We start from the raw sequence: 18,646 nt of genomic DNA, 5'->3' as shown, positions 1-18,646 counted from the left end.
CTTAATGAATGATCAGTTTAGCGACACGACCATGTTGGATGTCACTGATGGTGAGTTTTTTCAACTCTGGCTGCCAAAGCAAACGGATCAGGCTGCCTGATTGTTTGCTTTCCCATGTATCGGTTTTTTTCTGGTGAAAAGAAGAGGGTATGTTACCAAGTAAAATACTAGCCAATTGATTGGGTGGAAGCATGATGCCGTGTTCCGTTAGCTCCTTCTGCTGAATATCACGCCAATAAGGAAATTTATTATCTCTGATTTCCATATGACTATTATTCCAACGAAAATCTACAATAGTGCTGCTGAATGCATGATTCAGGCGCAATTTACCAGCGTTGGGTTGGTAGGCTTGCCAGTCGATCTCTACCTGCCAGCGCCTGGATGGGTTGATGACAATCAGGCGACCGGAAAAAGCTGGGAAGGGGCCAATTTTTTGAGGTGTAGGTTTGTGCATAGTATTAGTTTGGTCTGCCGGGATACTCACTGAACAGGCACCAAGTAATACCAGCAGGGCAACGCATAGGCCATGCATGACTGGTCTATGTGAGAAGTTGTTCATTGTAAGGGAGGGATTCCTTTACTTATTTTGCGTTTAATGACTTGTACATTCTGGCTTTTGAATGTGATGGCCTGTTGCCAGGCATTGCGTGCGCCTTGCATATCACCATGTTGCCATAGCATATCGCCATAATGTTCAAACATTACAGCATCATCAGATATTTTTTTCAGAGCCTGAACTTGTGTTTCGATAGCTTTAGGAAATTTACCACTCATGTAATAGACCCAGGCAAGTGAGTCGAGGTAGTACCCATTGTCCGGTTTTAGTAGTAGTGCACGATGAAGCAGTGCTTCTGCCTTACCGAGTTTGATGCCTTGTATGGCATAGGTATATGCCAAGAAGTTCATCGCTTCAGCGTGGGTTGGTGTTGTTTTAAGAAGCTGATTGATCGTGCTCTCAACCTGCTCATATTGTTTAAGGCTTTCAAACGCGACGGCACGATTAAACAGTAGTTGTGATGGCGTTTTAGGGATGCCTATGGTGATATCTGTTTCATCAATCAATTGCTGATATTTGTGTTGGCTCAGACGGATCGTGGATAGCATGAGCAGTGCATCTAAATGCATGGTATGTTTTCTTAAAATAGCCTTTAAACGTTTTTCACCCTGTTTAATGTCATTGTTCATGACTGCTATAGCAGCAAGGCGTATTTGGGCATCAGCAGCGAGCGTGGAGTCAGTATCAATATTTTGGTAGATGGTTTGTGCTTCCTTATTGCGATCCAGTGCTTCCAGGCTGGCACCGAGATAAAAAAGAGATAGGTCATCCGACTTAATCGCTATTACTTTACGGAATGTTTTTTCTGCTTCACTGTAATTTTGAATGCGAAAATAGAGTAAGCCTAAAGCTCGCATGATATCAGGGTTATTGCCGGAGTGTTGTACTGCCTGGCGATAAACCACGATGGCTTCTACAGGACGTTTGTCTCGTACTAATAATTGTCCAAGTGCCTGGGATATGCGGAAGGCCTCGGGGTGTGCTATAAGAAAGCTGCGCAGTAGTGATTCTGCCTCATCAATTTGATTGTTCTGTAAGGCTATCGAGCTGAGAAGTAGTACTGGTGTATCATGATGGGGAGCAAGTGTATGCGCGCGCATGAGAGATGATTTCGCAGCATTGAAATCATTTTTCTTGATGAATAATTGTGCTTGTAGAAGGCGAAATTCGGGTAATTCATTGATTTGAATAGACGTATCAAGTCCAGCCAGTGCTTCATCGTATCGGTTTGCATTTGTTAGTAATTCGATTTGGAGCTCGCGTGCATCAAGGTTCTTCGGATGAATAGTAAGAAACGATTCAAGTTGCTTGAGTGCTGCATCCGCCTGGTTTTGGCCTGCAAGTAGTCGAACCTGTGCGAGTTCAAGGTGAATACGCTTTTCTCTAGGGAGTGTTTTTTGTTGTAATAGCGACGCAATATGTTGTTTTACGAGATCATATTTTCTTGATTGTAATAACAGTTCAATGAGTTGTAGGTGTGGTATTGTCGCGTTTGCGTCTTTTTCAACAAGAGCAGAAAGCAGTTCGCTGGCTAGCTGGTATTGACCATCTTTAATGGCATCCTGAGCTGCCAGATAGAGAAACCGGGGTTCCATTTCAAGCATATTGATATGTTTGTGTTGGCTTGTTGTTTTTATTTCATTGGTGTGAGGAATAGGTTTGTGGGCTTGGCATGCGGATAAGATGATCGTTACAAACAAGAGCAGGGCAGTTACCCGAATATTCATATTGTCTGTTCCTTGATTTCAATGTTTTGGAAGGCGCTGGCTGACGTGTTGACTGCCCAGCACTGAATATCTGTCATTAGTCCATCACAAATGCTGATAATGGGGTATGCAAAACCTTCCCAGGCACTGCCTAGGTCGGTTGGGGAGGGTTTGGCTGGGCAATCGGGATGAGAGTGGTAAACGCCGATAATTTCAAGCCCCGTGCCACGTAGTTCACGGTCTATCTGTTGATATCCAGCCGGGTCGAGTTGAAAGCGGTCGGCGGCCCGTTCTTCATTGAGGTTGGCAACGGGTTTGATGTCATGAACTTGCCAGCCGTGGTTGTTGATTGTGCCAACTAACAGGCCACATATTTCGTGCGGGTAACCGGCCTCGCCAGCTTCGCGCATGATGCTCAAACAATGGGATGGAATCTGAAACAGTGCGTCAGTTGCTTGCTGATCAATGACAGCAAGGTATTCAGGGCTACGGAAGCGTTCAGGTTCATACAATGGGGTACTAGTTGCGCTCAATGGGATTCTCCAGTATTTCTAAGGAAGTCGAGTCGCTAGCCTATCGCTTACTGCCGACTTGCCAACCTTGGCGACTTTGTCGAGTCTCTGTTTTTTTAGGAGGTTCTAAATGAAATTAAAACGTACGTGGATTATTTTGGCCGCACTGACTGTTTTGCCACTGATGCAAGCTTGTTCATCAGCCGACACTACATCGAGTGTAGAGCTGGTGCTTCCAAAAGATGGGGCTGAGGTAAGTCGGGCTGTTAATGTTGTAATGGCCGCACATGGCATGAAAGTGCATAAAGCCGGTGAACTGATTGAAGGCACAGGGCATCATCACTTGATTGTTGATGGAGCATTTATTCCAAAGGGTGAAGTAGTACCCAAAGATGAAACACATAAACATTATGGCAAAGGTCAAAGTGAAACGGTACTGAATTTAACGCCGGGTGATCATACTTTAACACTGCAATTTGCAGATGGTCATCATCAATCATATGGCAAAGCGATGAGCCAGACGATTAAGCTTCACGTTAAATAGACTATTGCTAATGATATAGCATGAGAGGGGAGGGCATTATGCCTTCCCTTTTTTGTTTGGGTCCGTGGTGATCAGATACAAAAATGTATTTTGTTTCTAATGCTCTGGATCTTCAGGACTCTGTGTATCCAATATTGAGAACGATTGGGGTATCTAAGGAAGTGTTTATGTCTTGCCGGATGCAATACATCAGCATTTTCTTAACAAGCAATATTGGAAAAGATATGTGAATGTGGAAGATAAACAAAAAAGGGAAGGCATAATGCCTTCCCTTTTTTGTTTGGGTATTGAAACCCGATGTTTTGATTTAACGCTTGGAGAACTGTGGAGCGCGACGTGCCTTTTTAAGACCAGCCTTTTTACGTTCAACTTTACGAGAGTCACGAGTCAGAAAGCCAGCTGCTTTTAGAGCAGGGCGAAGACCAGCATCATATTCCAATAGGGCACGAGCCAAACCATGACGAATAGCGCCGGCCTGACCAGAGATGCCGCCACCAGCAACAGTCACACGTACATCAATGCGACCTGATAGCTGTACTTCACTCAAAGGCAAGATTGCTTGCTGACGAATGATCTCAACTGGGAAATAGTTATCCAGTTCGCGACCATTGACTGAAATGCGACCAGCACCAGCATTAATCATAACTCGAGCTACACTACGTTTGCGACGACCTGTGCCGCGGTACACTGTTTCTGCCATTTTAATTACTTCCTTAATTCAATTTCATTGCTTCAGGTTGCTGTGCTGCGTGAGGATGATCACTGCCAGCATAAACCTTAAGCTTTTTAAGCATAGAGCGACCCAATGGGCCTTTTGGCATCATGCCTTTTACAGCTGCTTCAATGATGCGCTCTGGATGTTTCTCACGTTGCTTCTCTAGTGTGATGCTTTTTAGGCCACCAGCAAAGCGCGTGTGATGGTAATATACCTTGTCGCTTTCTTTGTTACCGGTTACGCGGATCTTTTCAGCGTTGATAACAATAATGTTATCACCACAATCTGCGTGCGGGGTATATTCCGGGCGATGTTTTCCACGTAGTACAGTAGCAAGCTGTGTAGCTAAACGACCAAGTACTAGATCAGTGGCATCAACAACAAGCCATTTACGTTCAATATCGCCGGGGCGAACAGTCCAGGTAGACATAAATCTCTCCGTATTTGCAATGGATCTAGGCATCCATCTAAAGTTTTTAAACTTTGGGTCTGCCTTGCAAAGGCGGTGCATTATAAGAGGGGTAAGGGTGATGTCAAACGCCATGATTCATTTTCATCACTATTAAGCTGTTGTGGTTGTCGGGTGAAGTCAAAAATTCGTTGAGAGCTTAATCATTACGGGTCGTAAATAAAAAAAGGCGGACCATGCGGCCCGCCTTTTTAGTCAAGATTTGTCAGTTGTTGAACTTAGCTGTAAAAGCTGATCATCTTTTCCAAAGAGTTGGCTTTGATAGATGATGCCTGTCCAGCAGAACCAAATGCTTCAAAACGTGCTGTACAGATATCTTTCATAGCATCTTTAGCAGCTTTGTAGAATTTACGTGGATCGAAGTTGGATGGGTTTTCCTGCAGGTGACGACGAACCGCACCAGTAGAAGCCATACGAAGGTCTGTATCGATGTTTACTTTGCGAACACCGGATTTGATGCCTTTAACGATCTCTTCAACAGGAACGCCGTATGTTTCGCCCATTTCGCCACCAAATTCATTGATGATAGCCAACCAGTCCTGAGGAACTGAAGAAGAGCCATGCATCACCAGATGGGTGTTTGGCAGAGCCGCGTGAATTTCTTCAATGCGGTCAATACGAAGTACTTCACCTGTAGGTGGTTTAGTGAATTTGTATGCGCCATGTGAGGTGCCGATTGCGATAGCCAGAGCATCAACGTTGGTCTGGTTAACGAAATTAACAGCTTCATCAACACCCGTTAGCAGCATGTCCAGATCAAGCTTGCCTTCAGCGCCGTGGCCATCTTCTTCACCCATTTCGCCAGTTTCCAATGAACCCAGGCAACCCAGCTCGCCTTCAACAGAAACGCCGCCAGCATGTGCCATGTCAACAACGTTTTTAGTTACTGCAACATTGTATTCAAAAGAGGAAGGTGTTTTGCAATCAGCTTCCAGAGAACCATCCATCATGACAGATGAGAAACCAGACTGGATTGAACGCAGACAAACTGCTGGCTCAGAACCGTGATCCTGATGCATTACAACCGGAATATGCGGGTACTGCTCAATTGCGGCATCAATCATGTGACGCAAGAATGGTTCGCCAGCATAACCACGTGCACCAGCAGAACCCTGCATGATGACCGGTGAGTTTACTTCGTTAGCAGCTTCCATGATTGCATGAACCTGCTCCATGTTGTTTACATTGAATGCAGGCATGCCGTAGCTGTTTTCAGCTGCGTGATCCAGTAATTGACGTAATGAAATTAAAGCCATTTCTTTCTCCTTGTGTTTTAGCGGGCATAGTATGCCCAATTATCCGGTTCGTATGAACCATTATTTTATATTTCTTTAGTGAATACTTCGCCCACACGTACGATCTTCATGGTGTTGGTGCCACCGGCAGCGCCCATAGGGGTGCCTAGTGTCATGATGACCAGATCTTCCTCGGTCACCAGTTTATCATAGAGCATCATGGCCATAACATCGCGGGTAGCTTTCTGAGCATCCTTAGGGCCATAGTCATCTGATACAGGTTTAGGGATAACGTTCCTGAACAGCGTAACGCGTCCGGCTGTTTCAGCTGATGGCGTCAACGCATAAATCGGTGACTTGGTCAGATGACGGGACATGTACAGAACGGTGTTACCACTCTGTGTGAATGACGCAATCGCAGAAATTGGCATCATATGAGACGACTCCATAGCCTGGCGCGCAATACACTCATCGATGGAATTCGGTGGGAAATGCGGGTCACGGGTTGCAGCGGATGGTAGTACTCTCTGTTTTTCTGTTTCAATACAGGTGCGATGCATGGCTTCAACAGCTTGCAGAGGGTATTTTCCGGCAGCCGTTTCACCGGAAAGCATGATGGCATCGGTACCATCAAGTACTGCATTTGCACAGTCATTCACTTCAGCTCGTGTCGGGATTGGATTTTCACACATGGACTCCATCATCTGAGTAGCAACGATGACGGGTGTGTTGTGCTTTGGTGCTTCACGTAGAATGCGTTTCTGAACCGGTGGCACAGATGCATCGCCAATTTCAACACCAAGATCACCACGGGCTACCATGACAACGTCGGATGCTTCCAAGATGGATGTGAGGTTTTCCGGGAGAACAGCTTCAGCACGTTCAACTTTGGCAACCAAACCGGCATTACTGCCTTCAGCACGCACCAGAGAGCGGGCGTACTCCATATCAGCTCCATGACGCGGGAATGATATAGCGACATAATCAACACCAATGGCACATGCAGTTTTGATGTCTTCTTTGTCTTTGTCAGTCAATGCAGCAGCAGATAGGCCGCCACCAGCACGATTGATGCCTTTGTTGTTGGAGAGTACGCCACCAATCACTACGGTGCAGTGAATCTCCTGACCAATGACCTTATCTACATCCATAACAAGCAGGCCATCGTTAAGCAGCAGGCGTGCGCCCGGTACTACATCTCCGACCAACTCTTTATAGGTGAGGCCAACACGTTCGTCATCACCATCATCCAGACTCATATCACCATCAAGAATGAAATGTTGACCCGGTGTAAGCATGGTTTTGCCGGTTTTAAATTTACCACAGCGTATTTTTGGTCCCTGCATATCTGCAAGAATACCAACACATACACCGTTTGCTTTGGCTGCTGCGCGTACATTTTCCGCACGCGTTCTATGCTCATCAGCACTACCGTGTGAAAAGTTAAGACGTACAACATTGACGCCTGCTTTAATTAACTTATCCAGCATCTCCGGGGATTCGGAGGCTGGACCAAGCGTTGCTACAATTTTAGTTCTACGAAAATTAATCACTTAAGCGGCACGTCCTTCTAACATGGTAACGGCTGGTAAATCTTTACCTTCCAAGAACTCAAGGAAAGCACCGCCGCCAGTGGAGATGTAAGATACTTTGTCTGCAATGCCATATTTATCAACAGCAGCGAGTGTGTCGCCGCCGCCTGCAATAGAGAATGCTTCGGATTCAGCAATAGCTAAAGAGATTGCTTTAGTACCTTCGCCAAATTGATCGAATTCAAATACGCCAACAGGACCATTCCATACGATGGTGCCGGCATTTTTAATGATTTCAGCCAGTTCTGCTGCTGAATCAGGACCGATATCGAAGATCATGTCATCATCAAGGCAGGCATCAGCCGCTTTCAGGGTTGCTTCCGCAGTAGGTGAGAACTCTTTAGCACAAACAATATCAGTTGGTACAGGGATGCTACCACCATTGGCAATGGCATCAGCAGTGAGTCGTTTGCAAGTGTCAATGAGGTCTGCTTCGTATAGAGACTTACCAACAGGCAGGCCAGCAGCGGCAATAAAGGTGTTGGCGATACCGCCGCCTACAACCAGCTGATCTACTTTAGTGGCAAGAGATTCCAGTACGGTCAGTTTGGTCGATACTTTAGAGCCACCAACGATTGCAACCATTGGGCGGGCTGGATTATCCAGTGCTTTACCCAGTGCTTCCAACTCACCAGCTAAAAGAGGGCCAGCGCATGCAACCGGTGCGTATGTACCAGCGCCGTGTGTAGAGGCTTGTGCGCGATGCGCTGTACCAAATGCGTCCATTACATAGATGTCGCAAAGAGCAGCATACTTTTTAGATAATGTCTCATCATTTTTCTTTTCGCCGGCGTTAAAGCGCACGTTTTCAAGTAGTACAACTTCGCCGTCAGCTACATCGAACCCACCATCCAGGTAGTCACGGATCAAACGAACAGGTTTACCAAGCAAGCCAGCGATATGGTCAGCAACAGGTTGTAGAGAATTTTCTTCGCTGTACTCACCTTCAGTAGGGCGACCAACATGAGACATCAACATTACTTTGCCGCCAGCATTAGCTGCATGTGTAATGGTTGGCATGGATGCGCGGATACGGGCATCGGATGTTACTTTGCCATCTTTGATTGGCACATTCAGATCTTCGCGTATTAGTACGCGTTTACCAGCCAGATCGAGGTCGGTCATTTTGATTACAGACATTCTCATACTCCTATAGTGGTAGGTCATGATCTTAGCTATATAGATGGCAAGATGATGACATTGGTTTAATCAACAACGTGTGAACGTTTGTCGCTGCCTGCTTATGTATGAATGAACATGCATAAACGGGCAATGACAAACGTGGGAGCACCTCTCCAGAAGAAAGGGCTCCCACGCTCAAGCTTGATTTAAGCGATGTGGCTCAATACGCGCAACATGTTGCAGGTATAACCATATTCGTTGTCATAGAAGGCAACGATCTTCACAAATGTGCTATCGATAGCGATACCAGCAGTTGCGTCGAAGATAGATGGATGAGAGTCACCACGGAAGTCAGTGGAAACCACTTTTTCGTCAGTGAAGCCCAAAACACCTTTCATGGAACCTTCAGAAGCTTCTTTCATGGCGGCTACGATACCGTCATAAGAGGTTTCTTTTTCCAGTTCAACGGTCAAATCAACAACAGATACGTCAGATGTTGGTACACGGAACGCCATACCAGTCAGTTTACCATTCAGAGATGGAATCACTTTACCTACGGCTTTTGCAGCACCGGTAGATGATGGGATGATGTTTTCCAGGATACCACGACCGCCGCGCCAATCTTTGTTTGAAGGGCCATCAACAGTTTTCTGAGTAGCAGTAGCAGCATGAACCGTAGTCATCAGACCACGTTTGATGCCGAAGTTGTCATTCAATACTTTTGCAACAGGTGCCAGACCATTGGTCGTACAAGAAGCTGCAGAAACGATGGCCTGACCAGCGTAATCTTCGTGGTTTACACCATAAACGAACATTGGAGTCGCATCTTTGGAAGGTGCAGACTGCAATACTTTTTTAGCGCCAGCTTCAATATGTGCCTGGCAAGATTCTTCAGTCAGGAAGAAACCCGTACATTCCAAGATGACATCAGCGCCAACTTCATCCCATTTAAGATCAGCAGGATTGCGTTCAGCAGTGATGCGGATGGTTTTACCATTAACAACAAGGTTGCCATCAGCAACAGCAACATCGCCATCAAAACGTCCATGTACTGAGTCATATTTAAGCATATATGCCTGATAATCTGCATCGAGTAGATCATTGATGCCTACAACTTCCATTTCCGGGAAGTCTTTTGCAATAGCGCGGAACGCCATGCGGCCAATGCGGCCAAAACCATTAATACCAACTTTGATTGTCATTGTTATTCTCTCCTCTCTCTAGTTATAGTTTAATTAATTAAGCGACTTCGTTTACTGCAGCGACTACCGCTTCAGTGGTGATACCGAACAGTTTGTACAATTCACCAGCAGGTGCTGATTCACCAAATGTGTCGATACCGACAACTTTACCATTCAGACCAACATATTTTGCCCAGAAACCAGTGACACCGGCTTCTACTGCAACGCGTGCAGTGACAGATGCTGGCAGTACTGATTCTTTATATGCTGCATCCTGATTGTCGAATGCGTTGGTGGATGGCATAGAAACAACACGAATCTTCTTATCGGTAATGGCAGCTGCAGCTTCCATTGCCAAAGATACTTCTGAACCTGTACCAATGATGATGGCATCAGGTGTGCCTTCACAATCTTTCAGGATATAGCCACCGCGTTCGATTAATTTAATCTGATCGGCACTACGTGCCTGGTGTGGCAAGTTCTGACGAGAGAATATTAATGATGATGGGCCAGTCTGGTTTTTAACCGCGACTTTCCATGATACAGCTGATTCAACTGCATCACATGGGCGCCATACGTCCATATTAGGAATCATGCGCAAAGTAGCTGTCTGTTCAACAGGCTGATGCGTAGGGCCATCTTCACCAAGACCGATAGAGTCATGGGTGAATACTTCAATGTGACGTACTTTCATCAATGCAGCCATGCGTAGTGCGTTACGGGCATATTCAGAGAACATCAGGAATGTAGCGCCGTAAGGTACGAAACCGCCGTGCAGAGAGATACCATTGATCATTGCAGCCATGCCGAATTCACGCACGCCGTAGTTGACGTAGTTACCATCGTCATGATTAGTGACTGGTTTGGCATCAGGCCAAAGTGTTAGGTTTGAACCTGCCAAGTCAGCAGAGCCGCCCAAGAATTCAGGTGTTAGCTTAGCTAGTGCAGCAATGGCATTCTGAGAAGCTTTACGGGAAGCGATGTTTTCACCTTTAGCATCAACTTCAGCAATAAATGCATCTACACCAGCATCCCAGTCAGCAGCAAGTTCGTTGTTCAGGCGGCGTTTAAGTTCTGCAGCTTCTGTTGGGAATGCAGTTGCATATGCTTCAAAACGAGCGTCCCATTCTGATTCTGCAGCAGCACCAGCGTCTTTGTTATCCCAGCCAGCATATACATCAGCAGGGATTTCAAACGGAGCAGATTCCCAACCAAGTTCTTTACGAACCAGTGCAATCTCTTCATCACCAAGAGCTGCACCATGACAATCGTGCGAGCCGGCTTTGTTTGGAGAGCCAAAACCAATGATGGTTTTGCAGCAAACCATGGTTGGTTTGCCTGTTTCAGCTTTAGCAGTTTCGATAGCTGCTTTGATCTCTTCAGCATCATGACCATCAACATTGCGGATAACCTGCCAGCCGTATGCTTCAAAGCGGCCCGGGGTATCATCTGTGAACCAGCCTTCAACTTCACCATCAATTGAGATGCCGTTGTCATCCCAGAATGCGATCAGTTTGCCCAAGCCCAATGTGCCGGCCAGAGAGCAAGCTTCATGTGAGATTCCTTCCATCAAACAACCATCACCTAAGAATACATAGGTGTTGTGATCTACAATGTCGTGGCCTGGCTTGTTAAATTGAGCGGCCAAAGTTTTTTCAGCCAACGCCATGCCGACACCATTGGTGATGCCCTGACCCAGAGGGCCAGTCGTAGTTTCAACGCCTGGTGCATAACCGTACTCCGGGTGACCTGGAGTGCGAGAATGTAGCTGACGGAACTGTTTCAGATCATCAATAGCAAGATCATAACCAGTAAGGTGAAGCAGGGAGTAGATCAACATAGAGCCATGACCATTAGACAGGATGAAACGGTCGCGATCAGCCCAGCTTGGGTTGGTCGGGTTGTGTTTCATGTAGTCGTTCCAAAGAACTTCGGCGATATCTGCCATGCCCATTGGGGCGCCCGGATGTCCGGAATTTGCTTTCTGCACGCTGTCCATCGCAAGTGCGCGAACGGCGTTGGCCAGGTGTCTACGGCTGCTATTACTCATGTGATTTCAATCCCCTTTTCATATATTAATAAGATCTTTTTTTAACGATATGGCGGAACATTATATATATAAAGCCATGTATGCCAAATCAATACTTATCGCGTCACCCATAAAGAGCTCTTATGGGTGACGCTTGGTTTCTGGTTCGTTTCAGTGTTTAGACGTGTAAGGTGGTCTGAACGCGGCGAATATTGCCTACGGAACCGGATAACACGACAGTATCGGTAGTCATGTACTTACCATCAGCGTCAATGCCGACTTTGACATGGTCAACATATTCACCGGAGGTTAAGCCTGTAGCGATAAACATGCAGTCATCTGATGTTACAAGCTCATCACGGGTGATGATGCGTTTGGTGTCGATGTTTTCTTCTTCACAAAGCTTGACCTCAAAGTCTTTCTGAGGAGCCATGCGGCCAAACATTTCAGCGCCCATAGCACGTGCGGCACAAGCTGTGACAATTCCTTCAGGAGTGCCACCAATGCCGAACAATGCATCAGAGCCTTTATTTAACACGGCTTGAATGGCACCGTTAACATCGCCATCGGTGGCTAGACGAACTTTTGCACCGCAGGCATAAATTTCTTTCATCAGATTCTGATGGCGGGGTTTGTCCAAAACAAACACGGTTACTTCAGCAACACTTTTACCCAGAGCCAAAGCCAGCTGGGCCAGACGATCTGCTACAGGTGCTTCCGGATCAATTTTACCACGGGCAGCTTTAGGATAAACCTGCTTTTCCATGTAAAAGCATGAACCCGGACGATACATAGTGCCTGCCGGTGCTGCTGCCAGGGTTACGATAGAGCCTGCTGCATCTCTGGCAAAAAGGTTGGTGCCTTCGATGGGGTCAACTGCAATGTCAACGCCGATACCGCGACCATCGCCTACTTCTTCATCGTCATACAGGGCAGGAGCTTCATCTTTAGCGCCTTCACCGATGACAATCACGCCTTTCATTTTTACTTCATTGATGCGGGTGCGCATGGCATCAACAGCCAGACCATCACCTTCATCTTTTTGGCCAGAACCAACGTATGGTGCGCAGGCGCGGGCTGCTGCTTCGCAGACTTCAACCAAGTCAATCTTAAGATCAGCTACTGTATTCATGCTGTTTTCCCCTCCGGATTGTGAGCAAGCTTGTTTTTTAAGCAGCCGCATACTAGCGGATTTGGAGAGAGAATGCGACATTCAATAAATGCAAGTCTCTTCACGCTATTTATGATTATATGTCATCCAGGGTTAAGCTTGGCTTGAAGCTTGGCCTGAAGCGTGGGGTTGCAGGTCGCCAGGATGGGTGATGAAAGTGCATGGCAGGGAAATAATGACTGGCCGGAAAAATCACCAATCCTTCCGCCGGCTTCCTGAACAAGCAGACTTCCAGCTGCAAAATCCCAGATTTTTTCTCCACCATGTACAATAAAGTGACCGCGCCCAGCTGCCAACCAGGCCCATTCGAGTGCGCAACTGCCAATATTTCGCTGGCTACGGTAGATGCGGTCGCAGGCCATGGATATGGCGGTATCGCGTTGCAGGCGTTTGAAATCTATATAACCAACAGATTCATCAAGGTTAGCAACTGGTGCACACCTGATAGCTTGATTGTTGAGGTGCGCGCCTGCATGGCGAGCAGCGCTAAACGTTTCTTGTCGCACAGGGTCATAAATACAGGCCATCTGTGGTACGCCAGATTCTATCAAGGCCAGTGAAATCGCAAAGCCCGGAACGTTGGCGACAAAATTTGTAGTGCCATCGAGTGGATCCAGGCACCAATAACGACCATGGCTCTCTTTGAGGCATTGTAGCTGTTCAGATTCGGACATCTCTTCACCCAAAAAAGCAATGCTGCTATCGAGTTCTGTTAGCTTTTTTTCAATGAACTGCTGGCAGGCCAGATCGATTTCAGTGACAACGGAGCCGTCGGTTTTTTGGGTGGTTTGAATCGATGTGTGAAATCCGGGCAGGACAATCTCTCTGCCTGCCTGTTGAAGTATATGAATAAGTGATTGTAGTGTAATGTTAGATTTTTTTTGGGTCATAAGTGCCTTCTATGAATGTAGGTTGAATATTGGTCTAATCATATCGAACCGGCATGTGTGTGCATATTGATGATGTCATCACTATGCATTAAACGCTATGATGCCGCCACTTTTTCACAGGAGAATTGTAATGGCTTTAACAGGTAAAATGGTAATCGGACAGTCCGGTGGTCCTACGTCAGTGATTAATCAGTCTCTGGTCGGCGCGATACTGGCAGCACGAAAGCAGGCGAATATCACTGGTATTCTGGGTGCGAAACATGGTCTTGCCGGCATTATGAAGGAAGATTTTATCGATTTGACTACGCAGAGTGATGATGAGCTTGAACTATTGGCAAATACGCCCGCTGCTGGTCTGGGTTCTGTACGGTTGAAGCCTGGTAAAGCTGAGTGCGAACGTGTGTTTGAAGTGTTCAGGAAAAATGATGTGCGCTATTTCTTTTATATCGGCGGCAATGATTCGGCCGAAACAGCGCATATTATTGCTGAAATGGCCAAAGAAGCGAATTATGACTTTTGCACCATTCATATTCCCAAAACCATTGATAATGATTTGAGAGTAACAGATCACTGTCCGGGTTTTGCTTCCGCAGCACGATTTGTAGCCCTGGCATTCATGGGTGATGATCGTGACAACAACGCTTTACCGGGTATTAAAATCAATGTTGTGATGGGCCGTGATGCCGGTTTCTTAACGGCTGCTTCAGCACTGGCTCGCCAGTCTGATAGTGATGGTCCGCATTTGATTTATCTGCCTGAGCGTACCTTTGATGTAGCTCAGTTTCAGGCCGATGTGAAAGCGGCTGTAGTGAAATTTGGTCGCTGTGTGGTGGCAGTTTCTGAAGGTATTACCGATGCGGATGGCAATCCAGTCATGACCAGCGGCGAACGCGATTCTCATGGTAATTTACAGCTTTCAGGGTCGGGTGCGTTAGGCGATTTTCTTTCAGCCAAAGTGAAAGAAGCGTATGCCGGAGAAACCGTGCGTGTACGCGCTGATACATTTGGTTATTTGCAGCGCAGCTTTGCCTCTATTGTCTCACCTGTTGATGCAGAAGAGGCGCGTATGGTTGGAGCGTACGGGGTAAATCATGCTGTGAAAACTGCTGAGCCGGGTTCTGTGGCGATTCGTCGCATCTCCAGTGTGCCGTATGCCAGTGAGTGTTTTGTGACACCGTTATCTACAGTGGCGCGTGAAGCTACAGAAATGAAAGGTGAATATATCAACGAAGCCGGTAATGATGTGACGCAGGCTTGGTTGGATTATGTTGCTCCTCTGGTGGGTGATTTGCCTAAAATTGGCAGATTGTTCTAGGGTAGTATTGCGACAGCATATTAAAGAGGCTGCTCATAATAAAATATTCAAAAGCCTTCACCGCAGAGTACGCAGAGTTACGCAAAGTAAAACCAAACAATACATGTGAGTTTGCTACTCTCTCATTGGTATGATGGTTTTACATGTTTCAATGATTGTTCTTTTTGCTGTATTACATTCAATGGAGTCCAGTAATACAACGCATTTGACTTTCTCTGCGTAACTCTGCGTACTCTGCGGTGAAATATGCTGAATCATGAAAGTTAAACATAGAAGATTTAATGCGATTACACTGCTCATAGCGTTGCCTTACATTGACTTGGTCAGATACAATAGACAGTGTGCGCGCCCCAAAATTATGCTTCAAGATGTGTTTTACAAAAGGTGAAATAATGACTACAAAATCAACAAAAAATGCTACGCCCAAATATGATATCACCAATGTGCCGCCAGTCGGCGCGACCAGCTATGATCTGGTCAATGGTATTCAACGCCATTTCGTGCGTACTTTGGGGCAGGATAACCGTTCCCATTCAAGCCATTACAACTATCAGGCTTTGGCGTTCACCATTCGCGATCGTTTGATGGAGTGCTGGAAAGATAGTCGTGAAGCGAGCTGTGAAGCAGATGGTCGCAGGGCATATTATCTGTCGTTGGAATTTTTGATGGGCCGTGCGATGGGTAATGCGATGCTGAATCTTGGTCTGGATGAACAGGCTGAACAGGCGATGCACGATCTTGGTATTGATCTCGAAGAGATGATTGATGAAGAACATGATGCTGGTCTTGGTAACGGTGGTTTGGGTCGTTTGGCAGCCTGTTTTGTCGATAGTTGTGCTACCTTGCAACTGCCAGTTACCGGGTACGGTATCCGTTATGAATACGGCATGTTTCGTCAGCTGATCAAAGATGGTGCGCAAGCGGAAGAGCCTGATCACTGGCTGAGAAATGGTAACATTTGGGAAATTGCACGTCCTGAATATGAACAGCGCATCCATTTCGGTGGCCGTACCGAACAGTATCGTGATGATGCAGGCGTTCTGCGTTGCCGTTGGGTTGATGCCAATGATGTGCTGGCTATCCCTTATGACACTCCGATTCCAGGTTATCAAAATGGTACGGTAAATACGCTGCGTTTGTGGAAATCGGCTGCAACCGATGAATTTGACCTGGGCGAATTCAATGCTGGTAGTTATCCTGAATCTGTTGCATCCAAGAATGAAGCTGAGCATATCTCGATGGTGTTGTATCCGAATGATTCCAGCGAAAATGGTAAGGAGCTGCGTTTAAGACAGCAGTATTTCCTGGCCAGTGCCAGTATTAAAGATGTGATCCGCCGCTGGGTGGAAAAGAACGGTAATGATTTCAGTCAGTTTGCGGCCAAGAACTGTTTCCAGCTTAATGATACACACCCGACTGTATCTGTGGCGGAATTGATGCGTATTCTGATGGATGAATATCATCTGGAGTGGGACGATGCTTGGGAAATTACCAGCAAGACCATGGCTTATACCAACCATACCCTGTTGCCGGAAGCCTTAGAACGCTGGCCTGTATATCTGTTCGGTCGTTTGTTGCCGCGTGTGCTGGATATTATCTATGAAATTAATGCGCGGTTCCTCACTGAAGTAGCCAAACAGTGGCCGGGCGATGTAGAACGTCAGCGTCGTATGTCCATTATCGAAGAGGGTGATGTACAGCAGGTGCGTATGGCTTATTTGGCCATAGCGGGCAGTTACTCGGTCAATGGTGTGGCTCAATTGCATTCTGACCTGTTGGTCGAAGGTCTGTTTGCTGATTTTTACGCCATGTGGCCGGAAAAATTCAACAACAAGACCAATGGTGTGACGCAGCGCCGCTGGATGGCGATGTGCAATAAACCGATGTCTGCATTGATCAATGAAACGATTGGCGAAGGTTGGGTTACCAAATTGAGTGAGTTGGGTCAGTTAGCACCATATGCGGAAAAGGCTGCTTTCCGTAAAAAATGGGCTGCTTGTAAACGTCAGAATAAAGAGCGTTTGGCAGAGGTTGTTGAGCAGGTATGTGGTGTGCGTTTTAGTCCTGATGCGATGTTTGATGTACAGGTGAAACGTATTCATGAATACAAACGTCAGTTGCTGAATGTCTTGCATGTGATTCATTTGTATGACCGTATCAAACGTGGTGACACCGCTAACTGGACCAACCGCTGTGTATTGATCGGTGGTAAAGCCGCGCCTGGTTACTATATGGCCAAACAGATCATCAAGCTGGTAAGTAATGTGGCGGAAGTGGTCAATAATGATCCTGAAGTGGGTGATAAACTTAAAGTGGTGTTCTTCCCGAACTACCGTGTATCCGCCATGGAGATCATCGCTCCGGCTACTGATCTTTCTGAACAGATTTCTACAGCAGGTAAAGAAGCATCCGGTACCGGCAACATGAAGTTCATGATGAATGGTGCCATGACTATCGGTACGTTGGACGGTGCCAATATTGAAATCCGTGAAGAGGTTGGTGAAGAGAACTTCTTCCTGTTTGGCCTGACTGCTGAAGAGGTGGAAGCTACACGTGGACACTACGATCCAAGTGCTATTATTGCCGCTGATGAAGATTTCAAACGTGTAATGGAGCTGTTGGAGTGTGGTCACTTTAGTCAGTTTGAACCCGGTCTGTTCTCATCTATCACACATGCTATTCGTGGCAGTGATGATCCGTGGCTGGTTGCGGCTGATTTCCGTACCTATGTTGATGCTCAGCAGCGTGCTGCTGAAGCGTATCAGGATCAAAAGTCATGGCTACGCATGAGCATCTTTAATACTACCTACAGTGGTAAGTTCTCTACCGATAGAACGATGGAAGACTATAATCGTGATATCTGGAAGCTGGAACCAATCAAGCTGAAATAAGACAGCTTAAGTGCGTTATATGAGGGGTGAACAGACTTAGTCTGTTCACCCCTTTTTTGTGGCGTAATGCGTGCTGTTTTTGCAATTGATTTTATTTAACCGTATTGAGCTTGAGTTCGGCTTTGCCGGCGCTTTTTTCACGAATATTATTGGCCAGCTCTGCCTCACTGCCAATTTCGACATCGATATGCAGCTGTACGTTTTCGCGATATAGGCTCTCTTTGATCGTGATGCCAGCGCTTGCAAGCAGATGACGCATATTGCTCTCCAGTGCAAAAGGTGTGTGTACGACGGCTGTAGTGGTGAGGATACGCTGGCTAAGCGGCAGAGTATCAATAGCTTGTTGCACTGTACTTGAATAAGCCCGTACCAGACCGCCTGCACCAAGTTTGATGCCTCCGAAATAACGGGATATAACAACGATGATTTCGCCGATATGCTTATGTTGTAGTACATTCAGCATAGGTTTTCCGGCTGTACCCTGTGGTTCTCCTGCATCAGAGCAGGCCCGTTCAATCGATTCGGTCGGGTGACCGGCAATATAGGCCCAGCAGTGGTGGCGGGCATCGGGCTCGCGTTTCTTGATCTGTTCGATAAATGCCATGGCATCGGCTTTACTCTCGGCATGGCCAATATCCGCAATAAAACGACTGCGTTTAATCTCCTGTTCAACACAGATGTTGTGAGCAGGTATTTGATACGATGAAGCCACAGAAAG

General features: G+C 46.5%; 16 protein-coding genes. 3 read left to right on the top strand and 13 right to left on the bottom strand.

All coding sequences use genetic code 11. The features are described from left to right. Nucleotide 1: 1 nt before the first annotated feature. From D8Y20_RS04665 to D8Y20_RS04655, 3 genes are read right to left on the bottom strand one after another with little or no spacing between them, the layout of a single operon-like run. On the bottom strand, nt 2–559 hold the full coding sequence (locus tag D8Y20_RS04665) for a lipoprotein insertase outer membrane protein LolB (RefSeq protein ID WP_121541880.1): 558 nt from the start codon (nt 557–559) through the stop codon (nt 2–4). Continuing rightward, entirely contained in the window at nt 556–2,283 is a 1,728-nt protein-coding gene (locus D8Y20_RS04660; protein ID WP_121541879.1) for a tetratricopeptide repeat protein, read from the bottom strand. Before D8Y20_RS04660 ends, D8Y20_RS04665 begins: the two co-directional genes overlap by 4 nt. Next, on the bottom strand, nt 2,280–2,795 hold the full coding sequence (locus D8Y20_RS04655; RefSeq protein ID WP_236075250.1) for a M67 family metallopeptidase: 516 nt from the start codon (nt 2,793–2,795) through the stop codon (nt 2,280–2,282). The genes D8Y20_RS04660 and D8Y20_RS04655 overlap by 4 nt, the downstream gene beginning before the upstream one ends. A gap of 109 nt (nt 2,796–2,904) precedes the next feature. Between D8Y20_RS04655 and D8Y20_RS04650 the strand changes: the two genes are divergently transcribed. Then, nucleotides 2,905–3,318, top strand: a complete 414-nt coding sequence (locus D8Y20_RS04650) for a DUF4399 domain-containing protein (protein WP_121541877.1) — start codon at nt 2,905–2,907, stop codon at nt 3,316–3,318. Nucleotides 3,319–3,625: 307 nt separating this feature from the next. On the opposite strand, the gene rpsI is transcribed toward D8Y20_RS04650, so the two are convergent. The 9 genes from rpsI to D8Y20_RS04605 form a co-directional block, all read right to left on the bottom strand. Further along, complete coding sequence (gene rpsI / locus D8Y20_RS04645) at nt 3,626–4,018, bottom strand: 30S ribosomal protein S9 (protein ID WP_121541876.1); 393 nt, start codon at nt 4,016–4,018, stop codon at nt 3,626–3,628. A gap of 13 nt (nt 4,019–4,031) precedes the next feature. After that, nucleotides 4,032–4,463: a 50S ribosomal protein L13 gene (gene rplM / locus D8Y20_RS04640; RefSeq protein ID WP_121541875.1), complete on the bottom strand. Its 432-nt coding sequence runs from the start codon at nt 4,461–4,463 to the stop codon at nt 4,032–4,034. Between the two features lie 257 nt (nt 4,464–4,720). After that, on the bottom strand, nt 4,721–5,758 hold the full coding sequence (gene fba, locus D8Y20_RS04635) for a class II fructose-bisphosphate aldolase (protein WP_121541874.1): 1,038 nt from the start codon (nt 5,756–5,758) through the stop codon (nt 4,721–4,723). Nucleotides 5,759–5,823: 65 nt separating this feature from the next. Beyond that, the gene (gene pyk / locus D8Y20_RS04630; RefSeq protein ID WP_121541873.1) at nt 5,824–7,290 is read right to left on the bottom strand and encodes a pyruvate kinase; all 1,467 of its coding nucleotides are present in this window, start codon (nt 7,288–7,290) and stop codon (nt 5,824–5,826) included. Then, a complete protein-coding gene (locus tag D8Y20_RS04625) occupies nt 7,291–8,469 on the bottom strand; it encodes a phosphoglycerate kinase (RefSeq protein ID WP_121541872.1) in 1,179 nt (392 codons plus the stop codon). It abuts the gene before it with no gap. A 188-nt stretch (nt 8,470–8,657) separates the two neighbouring features. Next, complete coding sequence (gene gap, locus D8Y20_RS04620) at nt 8,658–9,653, bottom strand: type I glyceraldehyde-3-phosphate dehydrogenase (RefSeq protein WP_121541871.1); 996 nt, start codon at nt 9,651–9,653, stop codon at nt 8,658–8,660. Nucleotides 9,654–9,690: 37 nt separating this feature from the next. Continuing rightward, complete coding sequence (gene tkt / locus D8Y20_RS04615) at nt 9,691–11,682, bottom strand: transketolase (protein ID WP_121541870.1); 1,992 nt, start codon at nt 11,680–11,682, stop codon at nt 9,691–9,693. Between the two features lie 157 nt (nt 11,683–11,839). Continuing rightward, on the bottom strand, nt 11,840–12,793 hold the full coding sequence (glpX, locus tag D8Y20_RS04610) for a class II fructose-bisphosphatase (RefSeq protein WP_121541869.1): 954 nt from the start codon (nt 12,791–12,793) through the stop codon (nt 11,840–11,842). Nucleotides 12,794–12,915: 122 nt separating this feature from the next. Next, nucleotides 12,916–13,722: an inositol monophosphatase family protein gene (locus tag D8Y20_RS04605; protein ID WP_121541868.1), complete on the bottom strand. Its 807-nt coding sequence runs from the start codon at nt 13,720–13,722 to the stop codon at nt 12,916–12,918. Between the two features lie 130 nt (nt 13,723–13,852). Between D8Y20_RS04605 and D8Y20_RS04600 the strand changes: the two genes are divergently transcribed. Together D8Y20_RS04600 and D8Y20_RS04595 are read left to right on the top strand one after the other, a co-directional pair. Next, nucleotides 13,853–15,037: a 6-phosphofructokinase gene (locus D8Y20_RS04600; protein WP_121541867.1), complete on the top strand. Its 1,185-nt coding sequence runs from the start codon at nt 13,853–13,855 to the stop codon at nt 15,035–15,037. A 392-nt stretch (nt 15,038–15,429) separates the two neighbouring features. Continuing rightward, on the top strand, nt 15,430–17,928 hold the full coding sequence (locus D8Y20_RS04595; protein ID WP_121541866.1) for a glycogen/starch/alpha-glucan phosphorylase: 2,499 nt from the start codon (nt 15,430–15,432) through the stop codon (nt 17,926–17,928). 91 nt (nt 17,929–18,019) lie between these two features. On the opposite strand, the gene D8Y20_RS04590 is transcribed toward D8Y20_RS04595, so the two are convergent. Beyond that, entirely contained in the window at nt 18,020–18,640 is a 621-nt protein-coding gene (locus D8Y20_RS04590) for a YigZ family protein (RefSeq protein WP_121541865.1), read from the bottom strand. Nucleotides 18,641–18,646 lie beyond the last annotated feature (6 nt).

Origin of the sequence: Mariprofundus sp. EBB-1, assembly GCF_003665155.1 — a bacterium.
Lineage (GTDB): Bacteria > Pseudomonadota > Zetaproteobacteria > Mariprofundales > Mariprofundaceae > Mariprofundus.
This window is presented reverse-complemented; position numbering and strand designations above follow the sequence as displayed.